Source organism: Mycobacterium sp. SMC-15, assembly GCF_045310925.1.
Classification (GTDB): Bacteria; Actinomycetota; Actinomycetes; order Mycobacteriales; family Mycobacteriaceae; genus Mycobacterium.
In genome coordinates, this window is record NZ_JBJIAJ010000012.1 from 30,239 (window position 1) to 53,465 (window position 23,227).

General features: G+C 67.5%; 24 protein-coding genes. 17 read left to right on the plus strand and 7 right to left on the minus strand.

What is annotated here, in order from left to right; genetic code table 11:
• Positions 1–3: 3 nt before the first annotated feature.
• Complete coding sequence (locus ACJH71_RS17450; protein ID WP_406759255.1) at positions 4–345, minus strand: gamma-glutamylcyclotransferase family protein; 342 nt, start codon at positions 343–345, stop codon at positions 4–6.
• Positions 342–863 carry a helix-turn-helix domain-containing protein gene (locus ACJH71_RS17455; protein WP_406759256.1) on the minus strand — a complete coding sequence of 174 codons (522 nt, stop codon included), beginning with the start codon at positions 861–863 and terminating at the stop codon, positions 342–344. Before ACJH71_RS17455 ends, ACJH71_RS17450 begins: the two co-directional genes overlap by 4 nt.
• Positions 864–946: 83 nt before the next feature.
• Here ACJH71_RS17455 and ACJH71_RS17460 point away from each other — a divergent pair, with 83 nt between their 5' ends.
• Together ACJH71_RS17460 and ACJH71_RS17465 are read left to right on the plus strand one after the other, a co-directional pair.
• A complete protein-coding gene (locus ACJH71_RS17460; RefSeq protein WP_406759257.1) occupies positions 947–1,732 on the plus strand; it encodes an aldolase in 786 nt (261 codons plus the stop codon).
• A gap of 12 nt (positions 1,733–1,744) precedes the next feature.
• Positions 1,745–2,617, plus strand: coding sequence for a dihydrodipicolinate synthase family protein (locus tag ACJH71_RS17465; protein ID WP_406759258.1), 873 nt, complete (start codon positions 1,745–1,747; stop codon positions 2,615–2,617).
• A 7-nt stretch (positions 2,618–2,624) separates the two neighbouring features.
• Here ACJH71_RS17465 and ACJH71_RS17470 read toward each other — a convergent pair whose 3' ends face one another.
• A complete protein-coding gene (locus ACJH71_RS17470) occupies positions 2,625–3,500 on the minus strand; it encodes a neutral zinc metallopeptidase (RefSeq protein ID WP_406759259.1) in 876 nt (291 codons plus the stop codon).
• A gap of 492 nt (positions 3,501–3,992) precedes the next feature.
• Here ACJH71_RS17470 and ACJH71_RS17475 point away from each other — a divergent pair, with 492 nt between their 5' ends.
• The 4 genes from ACJH71_RS17475 to ACJH71_RS17490 all read left to right on the plus strand — a co-directional run bounded on the left by ACJH71_RS17475 (position 3,993) and on the right by ACJH71_RS17490 (position 6,184).
• Positions 3,993–4,292, plus strand: a complete 300-nt coding sequence (locus ACJH71_RS17475; RefSeq protein ID WP_406759260.1) for a PE family protein — start codon at positions 3,993–3,995, stop codon at positions 4,290–4,292.
• Between the two features lie 14 nt (positions 4,293–4,306).
• Positions 4,307–5,497, plus strand: coding sequence for a PPE family protein (locus tag ACJH71_RS17480; protein WP_406759261.1), 1,191 nt, complete (start codon positions 4,307–4,309; stop codon positions 5,495–5,497).
• Positions 5,498–5,579: 82 nt separating this feature from the next.
• The gene (locus ACJH71_RS17485; RefSeq protein WP_406757185.1) at positions 5,580–5,879 is read left to right on the plus strand and encodes a WXG100 family type VII secretion target; all 300 of its coding nucleotides are present in this window, start codon (positions 5,580–5,582) and stop codon (positions 5,877–5,879) included.
• A 20-nt stretch (positions 5,880–5,899) separates the two neighbouring features.
• Entirely contained in the window at positions 5,900–6,184 is a 285-nt protein-coding gene (locus tag ACJH71_RS17490) for a WXG100 family type VII secretion target (RefSeq protein WP_047317298.1), read from the plus strand.
• 185 nt (positions 6,185–6,369) lie between these two features.
• Here the strand turns inward: ACJH71_RS17490 and ACJH71_RS17495 are convergent, their stop codons facing one another.
• Entirely contained in the window at positions 6,370–7,467 is a 1,098-nt protein-coding gene (locus ACJH71_RS17495) for a hypothetical protein (RefSeq protein ID WP_406759262.1), read from the minus strand.
• Positions 7,468–7,575: 108 nt separating this feature from the next.
• Between ACJH71_RS17495 and aspS the strand changes: the two genes are divergently transcribed.
• Together aspS and ACJH71_RS17505 are read left to right on the plus strand one after the other, a co-directional pair.
• Positions 7,576–9,345, plus strand: a complete 1,770-nt coding sequence (gene aspS / locus ACJH71_RS17500) for an aspartate--tRNA ligase (RefSeq protein ID WP_406759263.1) — start codon at positions 7,576–7,578, stop codon at positions 9,343–9,345.
• 46 nt (positions 9,346–9,391) lie between these two features.
• On the plus strand, positions 9,392–9,805 hold the full coding sequence (locus tag ACJH71_RS17505; RefSeq protein WP_406759264.1) for a PaaI family thioesterase: 414 nt from the start codon (positions 9,392–9,394) through the stop codon (positions 9,803–9,805).
• 3 nt (positions 9,806–9,808) lie between these two features.
• Here ACJH71_RS17505 and ACJH71_RS17510 read toward each other — a convergent pair whose 3' ends face one another.
• Positions 9,809–10,237, minus strand: coding sequence for a transglycosylase family protein (locus tag ACJH71_RS17510; protein WP_406759265.1), 429 nt, complete (start codon positions 10,235–10,237; stop codon positions 9,809–9,811).
• Positions 10,238–10,599: 362 nt separating this feature from the next.
• Between ACJH71_RS17510 and ACJH71_RS17515 the strand changes: the two genes are divergently transcribed.
• From ACJH71_RS17515 to ACJH71_RS17525, 3 genes are all read left to right on the plus strand, one after another.
• On the plus strand, positions 10,600–11,442 hold the full coding sequence (locus tag ACJH71_RS17515; RefSeq protein WP_406759266.1) for a DUF3097 domain-containing protein: 843 nt from the start codon (positions 10,600–10,602) through the stop codon (positions 11,440–11,442).
• Between the two features lie 108 nt (positions 11,443–11,550).
• Positions 11,551–12,660: an NDMA-dependent alcohol dehydrogenase gene (locus tag ACJH71_RS17520; RefSeq protein ID WP_406759267.1), complete on the plus strand. Its 1,110-nt coding sequence runs from the start codon at positions 11,551–11,553 to the stop codon at positions 12,658–12,660.
• A 50-nt stretch (positions 12,661–12,710) separates the two neighbouring features.
• The gene (locus tag ACJH71_RS17525) at positions 12,711–14,048 is read left to right on the plus strand and encodes a replication-associated recombination protein A (RefSeq protein WP_406759268.1); all 1,338 of its coding nucleotides are present in this window, start codon (positions 12,711–12,713) and stop codon (positions 14,046–14,048) included.
• A gap of 1 nt (position 14,049) precedes the next feature.
• Here the strand turns inward: ACJH71_RS17525 and ACJH71_RS17530 are convergent, their stop codons facing one another.
• Together ACJH71_RS17530 and ACJH71_RS17535 are read right to left on the minus strand one after the other, a co-directional pair.
• Complete coding sequence (locus ACJH71_RS17530; protein WP_406759269.1) at positions 14,050–15,105, minus strand: histidine phosphatase family protein; 1,056 nt, start codon at positions 15,103–15,105, stop codon at positions 14,050–14,052.
• Positions 15,106–15,240: 135 nt separating this feature from the next.
• Positions 15,241–15,900, minus strand: a complete 660-nt coding sequence (locus ACJH71_RS17535; RefSeq protein WP_406759270.1) for a GntR family transcriptional regulator — start codon at positions 15,898–15,900, stop codon at positions 15,241–15,243.
• Positions 15,901–15,968: 68 nt separating this feature from the next.
• Here ACJH71_RS17535 and ACJH71_RS17540 point away from each other — a divergent pair, with 68 nt between their 5' ends.
• The 6 genes from ACJH71_RS17540 to ruvX all read left to right on the plus strand — a co-directional run bounded on the left by ACJH71_RS17540 (position 15,969) and on the right by ruvX (position 23,201).
• The gene (locus tag ACJH71_RS17540) at positions 15,969–17,324 is read left to right on the plus strand and encodes an LLM class flavin-dependent oxidoreductase (protein WP_406759271.1); all 1,356 of its coding nucleotides are present in this window, start codon (positions 15,969–15,971) and stop codon (positions 17,322–17,324) included.
• 8 nt (positions 17,325–17,332) lie between these two features.
• Entirely contained in the window at positions 17,333–18,517 is a 1,185-nt protein-coding gene (locus tag ACJH71_RS17545) for a CaiB/BaiF CoA transferase family protein (RefSeq protein WP_406759375.1), read from the plus strand.
• A gap of 25 nt (positions 18,518–18,542) precedes the next feature.
• Positions 18,543–19,448, plus strand: a complete 906-nt coding sequence (locus tag ACJH71_RS17550; RefSeq protein ID WP_406759272.1) for an HpcH/HpaI aldolase/citrate lyase family protein — start codon at positions 18,543–18,545, stop codon at positions 19,446–19,448.
• 37 nt (positions 19,449–19,485) lie between these two features.
• Positions 19,486–19,884, plus strand: a complete 399-nt coding sequence (locus ACJH71_RS17555; RefSeq protein ID WP_406759376.1) for a secondary thiamine-phosphate synthase enzyme YjbQ — start codon at positions 19,486–19,488, stop codon at positions 19,882–19,884.
• A gap of 84 nt (positions 19,885–19,968) precedes the next feature.
• Entirely contained in the window at positions 19,969–22,671 is a 2,703-nt protein-coding gene (gene alaS, locus ACJH71_RS17560; protein ID WP_406759273.1) for an alanine--tRNA ligase, read from the plus strand.
• Positions 22,668–23,201, plus strand: coding sequence for a Holliday junction resolvase RuvX (gene ruvX, locus ACJH71_RS17565; RefSeq protein ID WP_406759274.1), 534 nt, complete (start codon positions 22,668–22,670; stop codon positions 23,199–23,201). Before alaS ends, ruvX begins: the two co-directional genes overlap by 4 nt.
• The last annotated feature ends 26 nt before the right edge of the window (positions 23,202–23,227 follow it).

Sequence of the window (23,227 nt, forward strand, 5' to 3'; positions counted from 1 at the left end):
GGCTCAGCCGGCGAACACGTACACCCAGGCTTGCACGCCCGAACGCAGCGGCACCGAGATCCGCCGGTAGGCGTCGACTTCGTACTCGTCGGCGGCCGCCAGGTCGGCGGCGCTGATCGCGAAGACCATGCCGGGGACCGACGCGTCATGCGCGTCTGACGGACGCAGGATCGGATGACGGTCGCTGCCACTGACGGCCACCACGTGCGGATCGGTGATCGTCACGTAGTCCAGTTCGTAGCCGACGATCGCGTCGGGCCGGCCGTCGACTTCGCGCCCGAACGTGCTGCGTTGCACCTCCGGTAGCTGCAGGGTGCCGTAGGAGAACAGCAGTTCGGTGCTCACTGCGCTTCGGTTTCGGCGATGACGAGCACCTCGGCGGGATGCGGTCCGACCGTGCGGATGCGGTGGCTGATCGCAGCGTCGAAGTAGGCGCTGTCACCGGCCGTCAAAGTCCAGGTCGCATCGCCGTATTCCAGGTGGATCGTCCCGGCATGGACGAACACGAACTCCTGACCGTCATGCAGCGCGTGCAGGGGCTGAGCGTCATGGGTGGGGCGAACCATGAACGGGGACATCGATTTTCCCAGCATGTTCACGGCCATCGCCCGGTAGCGCTGCCGATCCTCGCTGCGGTCCGCGGCCCGGTCCACGGCGATCTTGTCTTCGTCGCCGCGCTCGGAGAACAGCTGCGCCACATCGACGTCCAGGGCCTGCGCCACCTTGATGGCCACCGCGATGGACGGTGTGCTGCGACTGCGTTCGATCTTGGACAGGTAGCTCTTGGTCAGCCCGGTCCGCTCGGCGAGGCCTTCGAGGGTGAGGCCTCGCTGCTTGCGGACGGCGCGCAGCAGTTGCGTCATGCATCCATGATGACACAGGAGATGACACAAAGTGTCCTATCGGCTATGGTCGTGTCATCCACTTCCGTCACCGAGGAGCTGCCATGGGCACCACGTTCGACGATTCCAAATCCGATCTCATGCATCGCGCGGAGCAACGCTTCGCGGAGAACTTCACCGGAGGTCAGTGGTCCACGCGCCAGAAACTGGCGCTGACCTGCCGCGCGCTGTCCGACCGCGGTCATGACTCCGGCCTGGCCGGACAGATCACCGCCCGTGCCGAGGCACCCGGGACCTACTACACCCAACGGCTCGGCCTGGGATTCGACGAGATCACCGACGCCAATCTTCTGCTCGTCGACGAAGACCTCAACGTGATCGAGGGCGAGGGGATGGCCAACCCCGCCAACCGATTCCACAGCTGGATCTACCGGGCTCGTCCCGATGTCCAGTGCATCGTGCATACCCACCCGTTTCATGTCGCGGCGCTGTCCATGCTGGAAACCCCGTTGATCGTCTCGCACATGGACACCACGCCGCTCTACGACGACTGTGCCTTCCTGCCGCTGTGGCCGGGGGTCCCGGTCGGAAACGAGGAGGGCGAGATCATCTCCGAGGCCATCGGTGACAAGAAGGCGATCCTGCTGGCGCACCACGGCCAGATCGTGGCCGGCGCCAGCGTGGAGGAGGCCTGTTCGCTGGCGGTGCTGATCGAGCGGGCCGCCGCACTGCAGCTGGCGGCCATGGCCGCCGGGACCGTCAAAGAACTCCCAGAGAAGCTGGCCCGCGAAGCCCACGACTGGACGTTGCTGCCCAAGCGCAGCCAGGCCAACTTCGCCTACTACGCCCGCCGGGCTCTGGCCGGCCACCCCGACGCGATCACCGGATAGAAGGAGTCCCACGTGGCAGCACAGTTATATGGAGTCATCGGCTACCCGGTGACGCCGTTCCGCGACGGCGGAATCGATACCGCGCTCCTGACCACCGTCATCGACCGTCTCGTCAAGGCCGGGGTGCATGCCATCGCCCCGCTGGGCAGCACCGGCGAGCTCGCCTACCTCGATGAGGACGAGTTCGACACCTGCGTCGACGCGTCGATCGCCGCGGTCGCCGGGCGCCTGCCGGTGCTGGTCGGGGTGTCGGATCTGACCACCGCGCGTACCGTGCGCCGCGCCCGCTATGCCGCGCAGGCCGGCGCCGACGCGGTGATGGTCTCGCCGGTGTCGTATTGGAAACTGTCCGAGCGCGAGATCACCGCGCACTACGCGGCCGTCTCGGACGCCATCGACATCGACATCGTGGCCTACAACAATCCGGCCACCTCCGGGATCGACATGAGGCCAGAGCTGCTGGTGGCCATGTTCGAGGGCATCGAACACGTGACCATGGTCAAGGAATCCACCGGCGATCTGAGCCGGATGCTGCGGATCGCCACGCTGTCCGACGGGCGCCTGCCGTTCTTCAACGGCAGCAATCCGCTGGTGCTCGATGCGCTGCGTGCCGGGGCGGCCGGCTGGTGCACCGCGGCACCCAACCTGCGCCCGCAGCCTTGCCTGGACCTCTACACCGCGGTCACCGCCGGTGAACTGGACAAGGCCCAGGCGTGCTACGACGACCTCAAGCCGCTGCTGGAGTTCATCGTGGCCGGCGGGCTGCCCACCACGGTCAAGGCCGGTCTGGAGATGCTCGGGGTGCCGGCCGGGGACCCGCGTCGCCCGCTGCTGCCGCTCGACGAAGCGGGCCGGGCCGAGCTGCGCGGGCTGCTTTCGCTGTGACCGGGGGCTAACCCAGGTCAGCGGCGGCGAAGGTGTCGCACTGGTTGGGGTCGCCGGTCTGATAGCCGACGGTGAACCAGTGCTGGCGCTGAGCCGACGCACCGTGGGTCCAGGACTCCGGATTGACCCGGCCGGTGGCGGCCTGCTGGATGCGGTCGTCACCCACCGAAGACGCCGCGGACAGGGCATCGCGGATGTCCTGGTCGGTCAGCGGCTGCAGGAACGGAACTCCGGTGCTCTCCTGCTTGGTCACCGACGCATAGTGCGCCCATACCCCGGCATAGCAGTCGGCCTGCAATTCGGTGCGGACCCCCGCACCGGTCGCGCCCTGCGCGCCGGTCTGGGCTCGGCCGAGCACGCCGAGCAGGTTCTGCACGTGGTGGCCGAACTCGTGGGCGACCACGTACTCCTGCGCGAGTGGCCCGCTACTGGAGCCGAACCGGTCGACGAGCACCGTGAAGAAGTCGGTGTCGAAGTAGGCCGTCTTGTCCGCGGGGCAGTAAAACGGTCCGACCGCGCTGCTGGCCGCGCCGCAGGCGGTGGACGTCTGTCCGCTGAACAGTTCTACGCGCGGACGCGTATAGCCGCGCAGCAGGTCCGACCACACCGCATCCACCGAGTTGGCCGTGGCAACCACCCGGCACTGCACGTAGGTGTTGGCGTCCTTGCCGGTACGGCATTTGTCGAGGTCGAAGCCCGGTGCCGTGTACTGGCCCGCATCGACGGGCTGCTGGCTGAGCACTTCGCCGGGGTCGGCCCCCAGCAACAGCGCCACCACCAGGATCACCAGTCCGGCAACGCCGCCGCCGATCGCAATCCCACGCCCGCCACCGCCCGAGGAGGTGGTGCTGGTATCGATCTGCATACCTTCGTTGAAGGTCATTGCACACTCCGTGGGGTTGTCCGTAGTTGCTGTGGCCCGCCGACCGATGGGGCACCTTAGCTTCGCATACCGGCAGCCGCCTCGATGCCGGGTTGAGCCCGGTTGAACGCGACAAATCCCACGTCTTGGCTAAGTGAAGACAGCGTTGTCTGACCAGATCCCAAACCTTTACTGAATGTTTGTTGCGCCGCTGTACCGCGAGGTCGCGGCGGTGTTACGTTCTGCATCCGGCCGCAATGGGACGCTTCCTACGACGGCCGCCGCAGCTATCTGCCCTACATTCCAGAGAGGTCGTCTGCTCGGTGAACGTTTCAACTCGCGCCCGCAGGGCTCGCCGGTGCGCCGGCGACGAGTTGTCGTTCGCCTCGGGCGCCCCAGCTTTATCAGACCGTTATTACAACTGTCCGCTAGAGTGACGCACGTCAAATATTGACGCAGACTTCGAATGCCCAACAGTTCACCGAGACGCTTGCAGGCCCCCCAGGAGGAACAATGTCGTTCGTAACCGCTCAGCCAGAGATTCTGACGGCGGCCGCCGGAAGCCTTTCCGGAATCGGCGACTCGATGACCGCCGGGGTTACCGCCGCTGCTATTCCCACCACGGGTGTGACCGCGCCTGCCGCCGACTTGGTGTCGGCGATGACTGCTGCCCAGTTCTCGGCCCACGGATCCCTGTTCCAGGAGGTCAGCGCGCAGGCGGCGGCGGTGCACCAGCAGATCGTGGCCACCTTGGGTGGCAACGCGAACGCTTACGCCTTCACCGAGGCTGTCAACGCCACGGCTGCTGGCTGAAGCGGGGCGCATCGATGAGCTTCAGCGTCTTTCCGCCCGAGATCAACTCCGGGCTTATCTATACCGGGCCCGGCTCGGGTCCGTTACTGGAAGCCGCGGCGGCGTGGTCCCAGCTTTCCAGCGAGTTGATGACGTCGGCGACCGCGACGCACTCGGTGATCGCCAACCTGGACTCGACCTGGACGGGAGCCGGCTCGGCTGCGGCGACGGCTTCGACCGCGCCGTATGTGGCCTGGCTGGAGCAGGCCTCGGCCACCGCCGCCACCAACGCTGCGCTGGCCACTCAGGCGGCCGGCCTGTTCGAGGCGGCGCGGGCCGCGTCGGTGCCCCCCGCGGTGATCGCGGCCAACCGGGCGATGCTGCTGGCACTGATCTCGACCAATTTCTTCGGTCAGAACACGCCGCTGATCCAGGCCACCGAGCACCAGTATGAAGTGATGTGGGCGACCGACGGCGCCGCGATGGACACTTACAGCGGGTCTGCGGAGGCCAATAACAACGCGCTGCAGCAGGTATCGAACCCACCGCAGTCCGCGAAGGCTTCGGCGACGCCGGGATCTGCCGAGGGCGGTCCCAACCCTGGCACCGGTACCGGCACCCCCACCACGCCCGGCTACGACTTCGCCACCGTCGGTGGGTTGCTCGACGCGATGGGTCTCCCGACGACGCTGCTCGGCGAGAAGGCCGCGGCCACCACGATCAACTCGGTGATGTCGCCCATCAGCTCGGCGAGTATGCCGATGATGATGTTGGTGAGGTTGCTGCCGATGCTGATGCAGTTCGCCCGAATGGGTGGTGCGGCCGGAGCGACGGGCGCGCTGGCCGGACAGACGGCCGCCGGGGGCGCCGGCACCCTGATGACCCAGATCGGCGACTTCGTCAACGACAAGCTCCAGGGCGCTGTCGGCGTGCTCGCCGGCCACTTCAGCTCGGCCACCAACGCCATCTCCGCCAAGCTCGGCCAAGCCGCCTCGATGGGCGCGCTGAAGGTGCCGGGAGCCTGGGCGTCGGCCGCCGACGGTATGGTCCGCGCCGCGCCGGTACTGCCTGCCACCACGGTCAGTGCCCCGATCCAGACCATGTCGGGAGGACTGCCGGGCGGCCCGTTCGGCCACGCCATGATGGGCGCGATGGCCGGCCGTGGAATGGGCGCGATCGCCGCCAAGGCCCCCAAGGTTATGCCCCGTTCGCCGGCTGGCGGGTAGCGGAAGGGGCCTGAACACACACGTGTCCGCCGGGTCGGCGCCCGGCTACCACAACGAATTGAAGAGCAAGAGGGAGAAGACCATGGCAACACGTTTTATGACTGATCCGGACGCGATGCGTTCGATGGCGGGCCGTTTTGATGTGCACGCGCAGACGGTGGAGGACGAGGCTCGTCGGATGTGGGCGTCCTCGACGAACATCTCCGGTGCGGGCTGGGGTGGTCTGGCGGAGCGGACCTCGATGGACACCATGGGTCAGATGCAGACCGCGTTTCGCAACATTGTGACCATGCTGCACGGTGTGCGTGATGGGCTGATTCGGGACGCGAACCACTACGAGCAGCAGGAAGCTGCGTCGCAGCAGATCCTGTCGGGCAGCTAGGCAGAGGGAGATACACGAACATGTCGATCAATTACCAGTTCGGTGATGTGGATGCCCACGGTGCGTTGATTCGTGCGCAGGCTGCTTCGTTGGAGGCTGAGCATCAGGCGATCGTTCACGATGTGCTGGCTGCCGGTGATTTTTGGGGTGGTGCTGGTTCGGTGGCGTGCCAGGAGTTTGTGGCGCAGTTGGGTCGCAACTTCGCGGTGATCTACGAGCAGGCCAACAGCCACGGTCAGAAGGTGCAGTCGGCCGGCAACAACATGGCCAACACCGACGCCTCGGTGGGCTCCAGCTGGGCCTGACCCAAGCCAATCTCAGTCAAGAAACCGGCGCAGCCTGCAGGCTGCGCCGGTTTCTTGCGTTCTACCGGGAGTGCGAACGGCGCTGGCGGGTGTCGGGCCGGTGTGCAGGGCGGCCTGGGCGTAACCGGAAGCGGCCGGGGCGAGTGTCCGCCCCGGCCGTCGCCGGCTTGGCTACCGCGTTGTGGTCAGCCCGTGATCGCTGCCGACGAGCATGCGCCCAGCACCGTGGTGGACAGGAACGTCGCGGCATTGGCCAGATAGTTGTCGTTCGGGTCGTAGGTCGGCAGCGCCAACACGAACGCCCGCCGGTACTGCGCGGACAGCTCCGCGAAGTCCTGCAGGGTGGGGTTGTTGCTGCGGCGACCCAGCTGCTGCATCTTGTTGGCCAGGCTGATCATGATGGGCCCGACGGCCAGGTTGACCGCCTTCTGCTGCGGGTTCCAGTAGGTCCCCGGGATGCTGGGGTCGATCCCGTGCCATTCGGCGGCGTCGACACCGAACTTATCCAGCGTGGCCTTCCAGTCCGCGCATACCGGATTAGATCCGGTCAAATAGCGCTGCGGGTTGGCGGGGTTGCCCGGCGAGGCCGTCTTGGTGGGTGAGGTCTGCGATTCGACGAGCGGCGCGCGGGTTGCTGCCGATCCGTTGTTGGCGGCCGCGCAGATCGCGGCCAGGGCCGAAGCGGCGCTGTGCGCGGTGCCGGCCAACGCGGCGTCCCGCTCGGTGTAGGTGGGAATGTGCTCGACGAAGGTCCGGGCATAGGCGATGAACTGCTCATAGAGCTCGCGCATCACCCGGTGTGGAGTCAGCTTCACTAGGCCGACGGTCTGGGCGGCGGCGTTGCGGACCACCTGGCCGGCGGCCAGGTACTGCTTCTTCTGCTCGTCACTCCACGCCGAAGCCGGAATCGACTGATCGCGCTCATTCCACTTGCCCTGGCCCAGCATCGACAACGTGCTGGACAAGTTGCCGCTGATCGATGTCCACGCGGTGCAACTGGGGTCATCCATGATGATCGAGACCGGACCGGTGTCGTCCGCGCTGGCGATGCCCGAGGTCGCCGCGCTGCGGCTGGAGGCCGAGCCGTCCAGCGAACCCTTGCCGGGGTCGCCGCCCAGCAGCACCACCGCTACCAACACCAGAGCGACCACGGCCAGCACGACTACCGCGGCCAACCCCCATTTGAGGTTCTTGTTCTGTTTGGGGGCAGCGGCTTCGTCGTAGTCCTCGTCTTCGTCCTCGTCGTCGTAGTCAAAGTCGAGGTCATCGGTGCCGTCAGTCACAGTGAGCCAGCTTAAAGCACCGACCGGCGCGGGGCAGTGTCACGAGGGGGCTCTAGACTTGGCGACGGTCGAACCGTTACCGAACAATCCGTCACCAAGGGGGTATTCGTGCTGCGCAGCCACGACGCCGGCTCACTGCGGGCCACCGACGCCGGGCGCAGTGTCACGCTTGCCGGTTGGGTGGCGCGCCGACGTGACCATGGCGGCGTCATCTTCATTGACCTGCGCGATGCTTCCGGGGTGGCGCAGGTGGTGTTCCGCGACCCCGCCGTGCTGGAACAGGCACACCGCTTGCGGGCCGAGTTCTGCGTCGCGGTCACCGGTGTCGTCGAGGTCCGCCCCGAGGGCAATGAGAATCCCGATCTGCCCACCGGGGCCATCGAGATCAACGCGACCGGACTGACGGTTCTCAACGAGTCTGCCGCCCTGCCGTTTCAGCTCGACGAGTCCGCCGGCGAGGAAGCCCGGCTCAAGCACCGTTACCTGGATCTGCGCCGGGAAGACGGACCCGGCGCGGCGTTGCGCCTTCGTTCGGCGGCCAACGCGGCAGCCCGTTCGGTGCTGGCCGAGCAGAAGTTCGTCGAGATAGAAACGCCCACGCTGACCCGCTCGACCCCGGAGGGCGCCCGCGACTTCCTGGTTCCGGCGCGGCTGCAGCCCGGCTCGTTCTACGCGCTGCCACAGAGCCCGCAGCTGTTCAAGCAGCTGCTGATGGTGGCCGGCATGGAGCGCTACTACCAGATCGCGCGCTGCTACCGCGACGAGGACTTCCGCGCTGATCGCCAGCCGGAGTTCACTCAGCTGGACCTGGAGATGAGCTTCGTCGACTCCGAAGATGTGATGGGCATCGCCGAACAGGTACTCAAGGCGCTGTGGGCCCTGATCGGCTACGACCTGCCGCTGCCGCTGCCCCGGATGACCTACGCCGACGCGATGCGCCGGTTCGGCTCCGACAAGCCCGATCTGCGATTCGGCCTGGAACTGGTGGAGTGCACTGAGTTCTTCTCTGACACCACCTTCCGGGTCTTCCAGGCCCCCTACGTGGGCGCTGTCGTCATGCCGGGCGGGGCGTCGCAGCCGCGTCGCACGCTGGACGGCTGGCAGGAGTGGGCCAAGCAGCGCGGGGCCAAGGGCCTGGCGTACGTGCTGGTGGGCGAGGATGGCGAGCTGTCCGGTCCGGTGGCCAAGAACCTGACCGACGCTGAGCGCGCCGGGCTGGCCGGGCACGTCGGAGCCGCCCCGGGGGATTGCATCTTCTTTGCGGCCGGGCCGGCCAAGGGATCCCGGGCATTGCTGGGGGCGGCTCGTGGTGAGATCGCCCGCCGCCTGGACCTGATCGACCCGGATGCCTGGGCGTTCACCTGGGTGGTCGACCCGCCGCTGTTCGAGCCCGCCGGCGACGCCACTGCCGCCGGTGACGTAGCGGTCGGTACCGGAGCCTGGACCGCGGTGCACCACGCCTTCACCTCGCCCAAGCCGGAGTACGCCGGCAGCGTGGAGACCGACCCCGGTGCGGTGCTCGCGGACGCCTACGACGTGGTGTGCAACGGCAACGAGATCGGCGGCGGTTCGATCCGTATCCACCGCCGCGACATTCAGCAGCAGGTCTTCCAGGTGATGGGGATCGACGAGGCGGCGGCGCAGGAGAAGTTCGGCTTCCTGCTTGACGCGTTCAGCTTCGGCGCACCACCGCACGGTGGGCTGGCGTTCGGCTGGGACCGGGTGGTGGCATTGCTGGCCGGGGTGGAGTCCATCCGCGAGGTCATCGCCTTCCCGAAGTCCGGCGGCGGCATCGACCCGCTGACCGACGCGCCGGCGCCGATCACCGCGGCGCAGCGCAAGGAAGCCGGGATCGACGCAGTGCCTCAGCAGCGCTGAGGCGGGCGCCTAGACAGCGGCGCGACTGTCGGCGAGGCTGACAGGCATGGATTCGGCTGAGTTCGCCCGATTGGTCGTTGCCAACATGCCCTTCGCGGCGGCGCTGGAGATCGAGATCGCTGAACTGTCACCGCAAGAGGTGCGCGCGACCATGGCATGGGCCCCGGAGCGCTGCACCACCGGCGGGATGTTGCACGGGGGAGCGCTGATGGCGTTCGCCGACACCGCCGGAGCGGTATGCGCGGTGGTCAATCTGCCGCAGGGTGCGAGCACCTCGACCATAGAGTCGAAGACCAACTTCTTCCGCGCGGTGCGCGATGGCGCGGTGACTGCGACCAGCATTCCGCTGCATGTAGGGCGGACGACGATCGTCGTGCAGACCGACTTGAGCGACGACAACGGCAAGCTGGTCGCCCGGGTCACCCAGACCCAGGCGGTGTTGTCGCCGAAGCCGCAGTAGGGCTCACCAGAACGGTTTGAGCAGCTGGCGCATGGCCGGCGGCACCCAGCCTTTCACCGACGACGGGAATACGCGTCCCGGTCCGCATTTCGGCCAGGCATACGGGCCCTGCTCATCGAGCACCCGAGTGGCGACGGCAATCTGTTCTTCCCGCGATGCCTTCGCCGGAGATCCCACACCGCCGAATGCGCGCCACGTCGATGGCTTGAACTGCAGGCCACCGTAGAAACCGTTGCCGGTATCGGCGGCCCAGTTGCCGCCCGATTCGCATTGTGCGACCGCATCCCAGCCCATCGCCATGTTGTCCGCATGGGCCACTCCTGCCGAGGACAGCAGCGTGCCCACAATCCCCCCGGTGATCAGCCCGGACGTGGCCCAAGTCAGTTGCCGCCGTCCAAGCTGCACGACACGCCGTGCCGTGTTCCGGTACATATCACAACCTCCGTGATAGGTGTCTATCAGTGAGGTTTCCGAGCATAACGCGATAAATGATGAAATTGCACATTTTGGTCACCTAAAGATGCAAATGAGGTTGCTGTTATAAATTGAGGCAAAAGTAAACAACAGTTGTTTGAGTTAACGAAGTTGTGATTGTTACGTATGTTGCGAGAGATCTCTTAGAAATTAAGAGAATTTTGAGTTACCAATGTTTCTGAAGTGACTGTTGGGACTGCAGTGGTGGTTGGTACTCGCGGAGTGCGCGCCCTCTGCCGCGGCGCTAGCCGAGAAAAAATTGACGGAATCGCGCGCCCGGTTCCCCGGCGGCACGGCCGGACGCCCCTAGGCTGCCTCGGGTGGCCGACCGCTATGGAACCGACATCCTCGCCGAGAACCCGCACAGCGCCCGCAAAGTCCGCTCGGTCGAGGTGCCGGTGGAACGCGGCATGGTGGTCGAAGACGCCCAAACCGGCTATGTCGGTGCCGTCGTGCGGGTCGCCTACGGACGGATGGACCTTGAGGACCGGCACGGCCGCACCCGCGGATTCCCCGTCGGCCCCGGCTACCTGATCGACGGCAAACCGGTGATTCTGACCGAGCCGCGCCCGACCGCACCTACGGGCCCGGCCCGGACGGCGTCGGGTTCGGTGGCGGTGCGCGGCGCGCGCGCGAAGGTCGCGCTGGCCAGCCGGATCTACGTCGAGGGTCGCCACGACGCCGAACTCGTCGAGCAGGTCTGGGGCGAGGATCTGCGCATCGAAGGTGTGGTGGTCGAATACCTCGGCGGCATCGACGACCTGGCCGGCATCGTCGCCGAATTCCAGCCCGGGCCTGGCCGACGACTCGGGGTACTGGTCGACCACCTGGTGGACGGATCCAAGGAGACCCGCATCGCCGAGGCCGTGCGCCGCGGGCCAGGAGGTGCCCACACCCTGATCGTCGGGCATCCCTACGTCGACATCTGGCAGGCGGTGAAGCCGGGCCGGCTCGGCTTGCAGACGTGGCCGAAGATCCCGCGCAACGTGGAGTGGAAGCACGGGATCTGCGCCGCGCTGGGCTGGCCGCACGCCGGACAGGCCGACATCGCCGCCGCCTGGCAGCGCATCCGGGGCCGGGTGCGGGACTGGACCGACCTGGAACCGGAGCTGATCGGCCGGGTCGAGGAGTTGATCGACTTCGTGACGCAACCCGGCGGTTAGCGAGCGTCGACGCAGGAGAGGCGAAGCTGGACCGGCGTGGCAATTTGGCGGTTAGCAATCCGGTTGAATCGGGCCACCGTGGCCGCCTGAGCCGGTTGGATGGCAGGCATGAAAACAATTGCCGCCGTGGCGCATGCGCCCAACCAGCCCTTCGAGATCATGGAGCTGGACCTGGACGGGCCCGGTCCGGGCGAGGTGCTGATCAAGTTCACCGCGGCCGGACTGTGTCATTCGGACCTGCACCTGGCCGACGGTGACTGGCCGTCGCGGTTCCCGATCGTCGGCGGGCACGAGGGCTCCGGGATCATCGAGGACGTCGGCCCCGGGGTCACCAAGGTCAAGCCCGGGGATCACGTGGTGTGCTGCTTCATCCCCAGCTGCGGGTCCTGTCGCTACTGCTCGACCGGACGGCAGAACCTGTGCGACATGGGGGCCACCATCCTGGAGGGCTGTATGCCCGACGGCACGTTCCGATTCCACGCGGGCGGGACCGATTACGGCGGGTTCTGCATGCTGGGCACCTTCGCCGAGCGGGCGACGGTCTCGCAGCACTCGGTGGTCAAGGTCGATGATTGGCTGCCGTTGGAGACCGCGGTGCTGGCCGGCTGCGGGGTGCCCACCGGCTGGGCGACGGCCAACTATGACGGCGGGGTGCGTGCCGGGGACACCGTGGTCGTCTACGGCATCGGCGGCGTAGGCATCAATGCCGTGCAGGGCGCCGCGCATGCCGGCGCCAAGTACGTAGTGGCGGTCGATCCGGTGGAGTTCAAACGCGAGACCGCCTTGAAGCTGGGCGCCACGCACGCGTTCGCCACCGCGGATGAGGCGATGGCCAAGATCGCCGAGCTGACCTGGGGTCAGATGGCCGACCAGGCGCTGATCACCGTCGGCGACCTCGGTGAGGCCGTCACGACCGCCGCGATCAACACCGTCGGCAAGGGCGGCACCGTCGTGATCGCGGCGATGGCTCGGTTGGAGGACCTCGACGTGCAGGTGTCGGGCACCATGTTGGCGCTGTTCGGCAAGACGATCAAAGGGACGCTGTTCGGAGGGGCGAACCCGCAGTACGACATCGTGCGACTGCTGCGCCTCTACGACGCCGGCCAGCTCAAGCTCGACGAGCTGGTGACCCGGCGCTACACCCTGGAGCAGGTCAACGAGGGTTACCAGGATCTGCGTGACGGCAAGAACATCCGGGGGGTGATCGTGCACCGCTGACGTGGCGGCGCCGCCGGGGCGGGTGACAGCGGGCGGCGGGTGCGCGTGGTATGCCTGAAGTCGTGTCCGATGGACTGTTCGACCTCAGCGGTGCGCCGGCGCCCGAACCGAATGGGCCCGGCGCGGCCGCCACGCCGTTGGCGGTGCGGATGCGGCCCGCGTCCCTGGACGAGGTGGTCGGCCAGGATCACCTGCTGGGGCAGGGCTCTCCGCTGCGCCGGCTGGTCGACGGTTCCGGGGCGGCCTCGGTCATCCTCTACGGTCCGCCCGGCACCGGAAAGACCACGCTGGCCTCGCTGATCTCCGGCGCCACCGGCCGCCGGTTCGAGGCGCTCTCGGCGCTGAGTGCCGGGGTCAAAGAGGTGCGGGCCGTGATCGACACCGCGCGGCGCGCGGCCGCTTACGGCGAGCAGACCGTGTTGTTCATCGATGAGGTGCACCGGTTCTCCAAAACCCAGCAGGACGCGTTGCTGGCCGCGGTGGAAAACCGGGTGGTGCTGCTGGTGGCGGCCACCACCGAGAACCCGTCGTTCTCGGTGGTGGCGCCGCTGCTGAGCCGGTCGCTGATCCTGCAGCTGAGGCCGCTGGAGCCCGAGGACATCGCCAGAGTGGTGCGTCGCGCCATCGACGACGAACGCGGCCTGGCCGGACGTATCGAGGTGGCGCCCGACGCCGTCGACCTACTGGTCCGGCTGGCCGCCGGCGACGCCCGCCGGGCCTTGACCGCGCTGGAAGTGGCCGCTGAGGCGGGCAAGCGGGTAACCGTCGAGATCGTCGAGGGATCGCTGGATCAGGCCGCGGTGCGTTATGACCGGGACGGCGATCAGCACTACGACGTCATCAGTGCGTTCATCAAGTCGGTGCGCGGCTCCGACGTCGACGCCGCGCTGCACTACCTGGCGCGGATGCTGGTCGCGGGGGAGGACCCGCGGTTCATCGCCCGCCGGCTGATGATTCTGGCCAGCGAGGACATCGGGATGGGCGACCCGACCGCGCTGCAGACCGCGGTAGCCGCCGCGCAGACCGTCGCACTGATCGGCATGCCCGAGGCGCAACTGACCCTGGCCCACGCCACCGTGCACCTGGCGACCGCGCCGAAGTCCAACGCGGTGACCACCGCGTTGGGCGCGGCGATGGCCGACATCAGGGCAGGCAAAGCCGGGGCGGTTCCGGCGCACCTGCGCGACGGGCACTACGCCGGAGCGCAGTCACTGGGCAATGCGGTCGGCTATCGATACGCCCACGATCATCCGGACGGCGTTGTGCCGCAACAATATCCACCCGACGATCTGGTCGGGGTGGACTACTACCAGCCGACCGGCAGGGGAGCCGAACGCGAGATCGCCGGGCGGTTGGCGCGGTTGCGGGCGATCATCCGGCGCCGCTAGCTCACCAGGTGCCGGCGGCGAGGTCGGCGAACAGGTTGTTCAGCGTGTCCGGAAGTGCTTCCAGCGCCGTGGAGATGCCGGTCAGGCCGTCCTGGAATGCCGCGGTGAGCGCCGTCGAGTCACCCGAGATCAGGGCGTCGACAACGTGATCGACTGCCACCTGCGGAGGCAGCACCAGGTCGCGCCAGATCAGGAACGCATCGCCCAGCACGCCCGGATTCTCCGGGACCTCTTGCCCGGCCCAACTGAGCAGCGTCCAGCCGTCCTCGGGGTTGCCCGCGAGCTGGATCAGCCCGGCGTTCGGGACCAGCCCGGGCGATCCGCCGTTCTGTAACGACGAGATCAGCTCGTTGACCAGCGCCATCGGATCGGGGTTCTTCACGTTGAGCATGGTCCAGATCATCATCGACGCTTCGCTGGTGTAGCCCACGGCGGTGATGTTGCCGTCGTCGCCGACCACCGGATTGGCCAGCGCGCCGGCATACATCGCGTTGATGGCCTCGGTGTAGTTGTCGTTGACCACCACCCCGTTGTACTCGTCGGCGCCGGGAATCTGAAAGGCGTTGACCAGGCCCAACATCCACAGCACTACGGCCAGGTCGTAGTAGATGCCGCCGAGGCTCAGCACCGGTTGGTTGGCGAAGATCCCGCCGTCGACCTCGACCAGCCCGTTGAGGATCTGCGGGTCCATGCCCTGAAGCGTGGCGAATGGCACCGCGGTGTCCTGGGCGTCGGTGTCCGGTCCGGAGAACAGTCCGGCGACGTGGCCGGGACCGCCGACCTGGCCGAAGATCAGGTTGGCGGTGTCGATCGCCTGCTGCTTGCCCAGATCGCTGATCCCCGCCCCGGGGAACTCCGGGGAGAACGGGATCCGTGAGTTGGCGGGCGCCATGTCCTCGGCGTGCCGGACGATGTCGATGACGATGTCTTGGGCGGTCAGCGCGATGTCTGCGACGACATGCGCCGGCAGCGGCGGCGGAGCGGCTATCGGCGTGATCAGGCTGGCGCCCAGCAGCGTGATCCCGGCGGTGGTGCAGCAGTAGGACTTGTTGACCATCTCAAGCCTCCAACATCGCTGTAAGCAGTGTCACGGAGTTCGCTCATGAAAAACCCAGGCGAGGGTAGCAATCCGGGTCGGCGACGATCGAGGCTTTCAGTGGCTGCGGCGGCTATTGCCAGCAAACGCGCAGAGTCAGCCCGCCGAGCCGGCCTGGCTCAGCCAATCGGCCAGCGAGCGTCCGGCGTCGAGGACGTGTTGCTCGGCGATGGCGCGCGACGCCTCCGCGTCCCCGGCGGCCAGCGCCGCGACCAGCTTGCGATGGTCTTCCAGTGAATGGTGCTCGTGTTCGGGGAACACCGTCAGGAAGTTCGTCGGTACCACCCGCGCCGCGTGCCGGATCTGGATGAGCAGCTGCGGCGAATGCGCGGCCCGATGAATCTCCTGGTGGAACTCCCAGTTGGCGTCGCCGATGGCGTCCGAGCCACGCAGCTCCTCGACTTCGGCGACCAGCGTGCGCAGACGCTCGACGTCGGCGGGGGTGATCCGCTCGGCGGCCCAGGCCGCGGCCTGGCCGGTCAGCACGCCCAGGATGGTGAAGCTGTCCAGCACGTCCTCGGGGCGGATGCCGATCACCGTGACGCCGCTGCGCGGCGCAACCTCCACTAGGCCCTCGTAGGACAACTCCAGCAGGGCCTCGCGGACGGGCGTGCGGCTGGTGGCGAATTCCGTGGTGATGGCGTCGAGGTCGAGGCGGGTTCCGGGCGCCAGTTCACCGGTGAGGATGCGATTGCGCAGCTCGCGGGCCGCGCGCTCGCGCACGGTGCCCCCGATGTCGACATTGTTGGCCGCCACAGGCCGAAGCGTACACGTTTTGAAATCCAATAGTTGATATCTGATATATCAGATGGTAGGTATGGGGCATGATGAAACGGACCGATCGGATGGCGCTGGTCGCCTTCATGCAAGCCGGCAACGCCTCGGTGTACGCCGGCTCGTGGCGCCATCCCGCCACCGAGCACGGCTACCTCGACGCCTCGTACTACGCCAAGATCGGTCGGCAGCTCGAAGAGGGCTGCTTCGACCTGATGTTCTTCGACGACCGACTCGCCATGCCGGGCATCTACGGCGGCTCGGTCGCCGACGCGGTCCGCTACGGCGCGCGGCCGGTGAAGCTGGATCTGTCCGTCGTGCTCGGCGTCCTCGCCCAGGCGACCTCGAAGATCGGCCTGGGCGCCACGTACTCCACCACCTATTACCCGCCGTTCCACGTGGCCCGCACGTTCGCCAGCCTCGACCACCTCTCGGGCGGCCGGGCGGCGTGGAACGTGGTGACCTCGGTCAATGACAGTGAGGCCCACAACTACGGCCTGGAAAGCCATCTGAGCCACGACGAACGCTACGACCGCGCCGACGAGTTCCTCGACGTCGTCGCCGGGCTCTGGGACACCTGGGAAGACGGCGCGATCGTGGCCGATCGCGGGGCCGGCATCTTCGCCGACCCGGCCAAGGTTCACGAGCTCAACCACATCGGTGAGTACTTCTCCTCGCGTGGCCCCTTGACCGTGCCGCGCACCCCGCAGGGCCGCCCGGTGATCCTGCAGGCCGGATCGTCAGGCCGGGGCCGTGATTTCGCGTCCCGCTGGGCGGATCTGATCTTCACCGGCGACCCGGGCATCGAGGTGGCGCGCAGTCACTACGCCGATCAGAAGGAACGGATCGGTGAGTCGGGGCGTGACCCGGCCACGGTGAAGCTCTGCCCGATGGCCTACGCGGTGGTCGGCGAGACCGAGGCGCAGGCCAAAGACCGCGAGCAGATCCTGCTCAACGACCTGGTGCACCCGATGGCGTCGCTCACGCTGCTTTCCGAGCTGATGAACTACGACTTCGCGCAGCACAACCTCGACGATCCGATCACCGACGAGTTGATCGCCTCGGTCTCGGGAATCCGCGGCCTGGTGCAGAATCTGCGCACCCACATCGGCGGTGACATCACACTGCGCGACCTGGCCGGGCATCGGGCCACGCTGCTGCAGGGACCGCGTTTCGTCGGTACCGGAGTCCAGGTCGCCGATCAGATGGAGGAGTGGTTCCACGGCGGAGCCTGTGACGGATTCGTCTTGGCCGCAACGCATTCGCCGGGATCCTACGAGGACGTGGTCCGGATGGTGGTTCCTGAGCTGCAGCGTCGTGGACTGTTCCGCACCCGCTATGAAGGCAATACCCTGCGCGAGCATTTGGGCCTGCCCCGGCCCGCAGCGGCCGCCGTACCGGCATGACGGGGGCGATGCTGCACGGCATCCGGGTGCTCGACCTGGCCAGCTTGGCGGCGGCGCCGCTGGTGGCCACCTACCTCGGTGAGTTCGGTGCCGATGTCATCAAGGTCGAGCAACCCGGCTCCGGGGACCCCATTCGCAGCTGGGGCAACCAGCGTGACGGGGTCGGGCTGATGTGGAAGTCGGTGTCGCGCAACAAGCGCTCGATCACCTGCAACCTGCGGGTGCCCGAAGGCCAGGAGTTGGTGCGCAAACTGGTGGCCGGCGCCGACGTGGTGATCGCGAACACCCGGCCACAGACCCTGCGCGGTTGGAGGTTGGACTACGAGGCGTTGCGGGCGGTCAACGACCGCATCGTGATGCTGCACATCACCGGGTTCGGGCTTTCGGGTCCGAAGAGTGAACGGCCTGGCTTCGGGACCCTCGGTGAGGCGATGAGTGGATTCGCCAACATCACCGGTGAAGCTGACGGGCCGCCCACTCTGCCGCCGTTCATGCTGGCCGACGGTGTCGCGTCGCTCAACGCCGCCTACGCGGTGATGATGGCGCTGTATCACCGTGACGTGCACGGCGGACCGGGGCAGCTGATCGACGTCAACCTCGTCGACCCGCTGGCCCGCCTGCTGGAGCAGACACTGCTCGGCTACGACCAACTCGGGCTGGTGCCGACCCGGGCCGGCAACCGTTGGGACATCTCGGCGCCGCGCAACACCTACCGCACGGCCGACGGCCGCTGGCTGGCCATGTCGGGCAGTTCACCGGCGTTGGCGCTGCGGGTGTTTCGGGCGATCGGGCGCACCGACCTGGTCGACGACACGGACTTCAGCGACCCGCAGCGCCGGCTGGCCCGTGCCCGAGAAGTCGACCAGGTGGTCGCCGATTGGGTGGCGACCAGGACCCTGGATGAGGCCATGGCGGTGTTCGACGCCGAACAGGTCGCGGCCGCCGCGGTGTACGACATCACCGACCTGGTCGCCGACGAGCAGCTGACGCACCGCGGGGTCTTCGTCCAGATCGATGACGACGAACTGGGCGCCATGACCGTCCAGGCTCCGGTGCCGCGCTTCTCCGACGCGACCGGACGCGTTGAACACCTGGGCCCGCGCCTGGGAGAGCACAACGCCGAGGTTTATCGCGAACTGCTCGACCTGACCTCATCCGACATCGACGACCTGCACGCCCGCGGCGTGTTGTGACCCCGAACCTCAAGGAGATCGCCCCATGCTTTTGCGCCGTTCCGAGTTGGCCGTACCTGCCGCCAACGACAACATGTTCGCCAAGGCGGCTGCCTCACAGGCCGACCTTGTCTTCCTCGACCTGGAGGATGCGACCGCGCCCGCCGAGAAAGTCGGCGCCCGCGCCAAGGTCATCACCGCGCTGAACGAACTGGACTGGGGGCGCACCGCGCGGGCCATCCGGATCAACGGACTGGACACCCAGTGGTGCCACGACGACATCATCGAGGTAGTCACCGCCGCGGGCCGCAACCTGGACACCATCGTGGTCCCCAAGGCCTGCACCGCCCGCGACGTCTGGTGGGTGGACCTGCTGCTCACCCAGCTGGAGGCCAAACTCGGTCTGAATCGCCAGATCCGCCTCGAGGTGCTCATCGAGGAGGTCGAGGGGTTGGCCAATGCCGAGGAGATCGCCAAGGCCAGCCCGCGGATCGACGCGCTGATCTTCGGGGTCGGCGACTTCTCGCTGTCGCAGGGGGCGCGGGTGGACACCAACTTCGTCCCGATCTGGGACTACCCGGGCGACTTCTGGCACTACGCCCGCAACAAGGTGATGGTCGCGGCTCGCATCGCCGGTATCGACGCCATCGACTCGCCCTACCCCGACTACGGCGACCTGGGCGGCTACGAGTCCGAGGCCCGCAGGTCTTCGCTGTACGGCTTCACCGGCAAGTGGGCGATCCATCCCACCCAGATACCGGTCGCCAACAGGGTGTTCTCGCCGACCGCCCAGGAGGTCGCACTTGCCGAACGCAACATGGCCGCCTACCGCGACGGGGAGGCGAAGGGGCTAGGGGCAGTCGGGGTCGACGGCGTGCTGGTCGACGCCGCGCACGTGAAGATGGCGCAGCGCACCCTGGCGCGGGTGGCGATGATCAACGGGAAGTGCTGATCGGGTAGCTCCTACCCTGGAACTCGTGAACACCCAAGTGCTCGACATCGACACCGCCCGGCGTCGCACCGTCGACCTCACCGATCAGGTGCGGTCGTTCTGCGCCGGCCACGGTGACGGGCTGTGCAACGTCTTCGTACCGCATGCGACAGCTGGGGTCGCGATCATCGAGACCGGCGCCGGATCCGACTCCGACCTGGTCGACACGCTGGAGCGGCTGCTGCCGCGCGATGACCGATACCGGCACGCGCACGGATCGCCGGGACACGGCGCCGATCACGTGCTGCCGGCGATCGTCGCACCGTCGATCACGGTTCCGGTGGCCGACGGTGAACCGCTACTGGGCATCTGGCAGTCGGTGGTCCTGGTCGACCTGAACCGCGACAACCCTCGCCGAAGTGTGCGATTGAGCTTTGTCGGCGGCGGCGCCACCTGAGGATCCTTGCCTGCTGAGAACACGATCGGCAGCCCGGTACTGTAGTGCCGTCTAAATGGGCGAGACGGCGGGAAGCGATAGATAGTGCAGACACACGAGATCAGGAAACGCTTCCTCGATCACTTCGTGAAAGCGGGCCACACCGAGGTGCCGAGCGCTTCGGTGATCCTGGATGACCCCAACTTGTTGTTCATCAACGCCGGCATGGTGCAGTTCGTGCCGTTCTTCCTGGGCCAGCGCACCCCGCCGTATGCCACCGCCACCAGCATCCAGAAGTGCATCCGGACCCCGGATATCGACGAGGTGGGCATCACCACCCGGCACAACACCTTCTTCCAGATGGCCGGCAACTTCTCGTTCGGCGACTACTTCAAGCGCGGGGCGATCGAGCTGGCCTGGACGTTGCTGACGGGCAGCGTCTCCGACGGCGGTTACGGACTGGACCCCGAACGGATATGGGCCACGGTCTATCTCGACGACGACGAGGCCATCGCGCTGTGGCAGGAGATCGCCGGAATGCCGCTCGAGCGGATTCAGCGCCGCGGTATGGCCGACAACTACTGGTCGATGGGCATCCCCGGGCCGTGTGGTCCGTCATCGGAGATCTACTACGACCGCGGCCCGGAGTTCGGTGTCGACGGCGGCCCGGTCGCCAACGAGGATCGCTACATCGAGATCTGGAACCTCGTGTTCATGCAGAACGAGCGCGGCGAGGGCACCTCCAAGGAGGACTTCGAGATCCTCGGGCCGCTGCCGCGGCAGAACATCGACACCGGGATGGGCATCGAGCGGGTCGCGTTCCTGCTCCAGGGCGTGCACAACGTCTACGAGACCGACCTGGTTCGCCCGGTCATCGATCTGGTAGCCACCCGCGCGCCGCGTGGCTATAACACCGGCAACGACGCCGACGACGTGCGTTACCGGATCATCGCCGACCACTCCCGCACCGCGGCCATCCTGATCGGCGACGGGGTGAGCCCCGGCAACGACGGCCGCGGCTACGTGCTGCGCCGGCTGCTGCGCCGGGTGATCCGCTCGGCCAAGCTGTTGGGCATCGACGACGCAATCGTCGGTGATCTGATGGCGACGGTGCGCGACGCGATGGGCCCGTCGTATCCGGAACTGGTCACCGACTTCGACCGGATCAACCGGATCGCGGTCGCCGAGGAGACCGCGTTCAACCGCACCCTGGCCTCAGGCTCGAAGCTGTTCGAGGACGCCGCGGCGGCCACTCGGTCCGCCGGGGTCACGGTGCTGTCGGGCAGCGACGCCTTCGCCTTGCACGACACCTACGGTTTCCCGATCGAACTCACCCTGGAAATGGCCTCTGAGGCCGGCCTGCAGGTCGACGAGGCCGGGTTCCGCAGCTTGATGGCCGAGCAGCGCCAGCGCGCCAAAGCCGACGCCGCCGCGCGCAAGCACGCCCACGCCGACCTGAGCGCCTACCGGGAACTGATCGACGCCGGCCCCACCGAGTTCACCGGCTTCAACGAGCTCACCACCGAAGCGCGCATCCTGGGCATCTTCGTCGACGGCAAGCGTGTACCGGTGGTGTCGCACGAGGACCAGAAGGGCATGGCCGCGGACAACGTCGAGCTGGTGCTGGACCGCACGCCGCTCTACGCCGAGGCCGGCGGGCAGATCGCCGACGCCGGCACCATCAGCGCCGGAACGGCCCGAGCGGCCGTCACCGACGTGCAGAAGATCGCCCAGACGCTGTTCGTGCACCGGGTCAACGTCACCTCCGGTGAATTCGTAGAAGGTGACACCGTCACCGCGGCGGTGGACCAGGCCTGGCGAAAGGGCGCCACGCAGGGCCACTCGGGTACACATATGGTGCACGCCGCGCTGCGACAAGTATTGGGCCCCAACGCCGTTCAGGCAGGATCGCTGAACCGGCCGGGCTATCTGCGATTCGACTTCAACTGGCAGGGCGCGCTCACCGACGACCAGCGTCAGCAAGTCGAGGAAGTCACCAACGAGGCGGTCCAGGCCGACTTCGAGGTGCACACCTTCACCGAAGACCTGGAGAAGGCCAAGAGTATGGGCGCCATGGCGATGTTCGGTGAGAAGTATCCCGAGAAGGTGCGAGTCGTCGAGATCGGCGGGCCGTTCTCACTGGAACTGTGTGGCGGCACCCATGTGCACAATTCGGCGCAGATCGGTCCGGTCACCATCCTGGGTGAATCGTCGGTGGGCTCCGGGGTGCGCCGCGTCGAGGCCTACGTCGGGCTGGAGTCGTTCCGGCATCTGGCCAAGGAGCGGGCGCTGATGGCCGGGCTGGCCTCCTCGCTCAAGGTGCCGTCGGAGGAGGTGCCGGCCCGGGTGGCAAACCTGGTCGAGCGTCTCAAGGCCGCCGAGAAGGAACTTGACCGCGCCCGGCTGGCAAATGCCCGCGCCGCTGCGTCGAATGCCGCCGCCAGCGCCGAACAAATCGGTAACGTGCGCCTGGTGGCGCAGCGGATGACGGGTGGGATCGGCGGTGGCGACCTGCGTTCGCTGGTCGGCGACATCCGCGGCAAGCTGGGCGAGGAGCCCGCAGTGGTGGCGTTGATCGCCGACGGTTCGGATTCGCAAGGCAGCGTTCCGTATGTCGTCGCCGCCAACGCTGCCGCACAAGAGCTCGGGTTGCGCGCTGACGACCTGGTCAAAGACCTGGCGGCGGCGGTATCAGGCCGCGGCGGCGGCAAAGCCGACCTGGCACAGGGCTCCGGAAAGGACTCCACCGGGATCGATGCCGCGCTGGCGGCGGTCCGCGCGGCGGTCGCCCGGAGCACGCCGGCGTGACCTCACCCCACCATCGCACCCCGGACCGGCCCGGCGGGCCGGACGATCCCGGCCGCGGACGACGGCTCGGGGTGGATGTGGGCAGTGTGCGTATCGGGGTGTCGTGCAGCGACCCCGACGGACTGTTGGCGACGCCGGTGGAAACCGTGCGCCGACACGCATCCGGTTCGCACCTGCGTCGGCTGGCCGACCTGGCCGACGAATACGACGTCGTCGAAGTGGTGGTGGGGTTGCCCCGCACCCTGGCCGACCGAGCTGGCTCGGCCGCCGAGGACGCCATCGCGGTGGCAGACGACCTGGTCCGGGTCCTGGCCGGGCGCCGTCGGCTCGCCCCGGTGCGGCTGGCCGACGAACGCCTGAGCACCGTCAGCGCGGCCCGGTCACTGCATGAGGCCGGGGTGCGCTCCAAACATCAGCGTTCGGTGATCGACCAGGCCGCCGCGGTGACGATCCTGCAGAGCTGGCTCGACCAGCGCCGGGCCCTGTGCTCACCGGCCCCGGCTGCGCCGACGGAGGACAACGGTGTCTGATCAACGACCCGGGACGGCTCACGACA

Coding starts and splice junctions, on each gene's coding strand:
- ACJH71_RS17455 (WP_406759256.1), bottom strand. CDS start 863: ATGACGCAACTGCTGCGCGCCGTCCGCAAGCAGCGAGGCCTCACCCTC.
- ACJH71_RS17460 (WP_406759257.1), top strand. CDS start 947: ATGGGCACCACGTTCGACGATTCCAAATCCGATCTCATGCATCGCGCG.
- ACJH71_RS17470 (WP_406759259.1), bottom strand. CDS start 3,500: ATGACCTTCAACGAAGGTATGCAGATCGATACCAGCACCACCTCCTCG.
- ACJH71_RS17475 (WP_406759260.1), top strand. CDS start 3,993: ATGTCGTTCGTAACCGCTCAGCCAGAGATTCTGACGGCGGCCGCCGGA.
- ACJH71_RS17480 (WP_406759261.1), top strand. CDS start 4,307: ATGAGCTTCAGCGTCTTTCCGCCCGAGATCAACTCCGGGCTTATCTAT.
- ACJH71_RS17485 (WP_406757185.1), top strand. CDS start 5,580: ATGGCAACACGTTTTATGACTGATCCGGACGCGATGCGTTCGATGGCG.
- ACJH71_RS17490 (WP_047317298.1), top strand. CDS start 5,900: ATGTCGATCAATTACCAGTTCGGTGATGTGGATGCCCACGGTGCGTTG.
- ACJH71_RS17505 (WP_406759264.1), top strand. CDS start 9,392: ATGGATTCGGCTGAGTTCGCCCGATTGGTCGTTGCCAACATGCCCTTC.
- ACJH71_RS17510 (WP_406759265.1), bottom strand. CDS start 10,237: ATGTACCGGAACACGGCACGGCGTGTCGTGCAGCTTGGACGGCGGCAA.
- ACJH71_RS17520 (WP_406759267.1), top strand. CDS start 11,551: ATGAAAACAATTGCCGCCGTGGCGCATGCGCCCAACCAGCCCTTCGAG.
- ACJH71_RS17525 (WP_406759268.1), top strand. CDS start 12,711: ATGCCTGAAGTCGTGTCCGATGGACTGTTCGACCTCAGCGGTGCGCCG.
- ACJH71_RS17530 (WP_406759269.1), bottom strand. CDS start 15,105: ATGGTCAACAAGTCCTACTGCTGCACCACCGCCGGGATCACGCTGCTG.
- ACJH71_RS17540 (WP_406759271.1), top strand. CDS start 15,969: ATGATGAAACGGACCGATCGGATGGCGCTGGTCGCCTTCATGCAAGCC.
- ACJH71_RS17545 (WP_406759375.1), top strand. CDS start 17,333: ATGCTGCACGGCATCCGGGTGCTCGACCTGGCCAGCTTGGCGGCGGCG.
- ACJH71_RS17550 (WP_406759272.1), top strand. CDS start 18,543: ATGCTTTTGCGCCGTTCCGAGTTGGCCGTACCTGCCGCCAACGACAAC.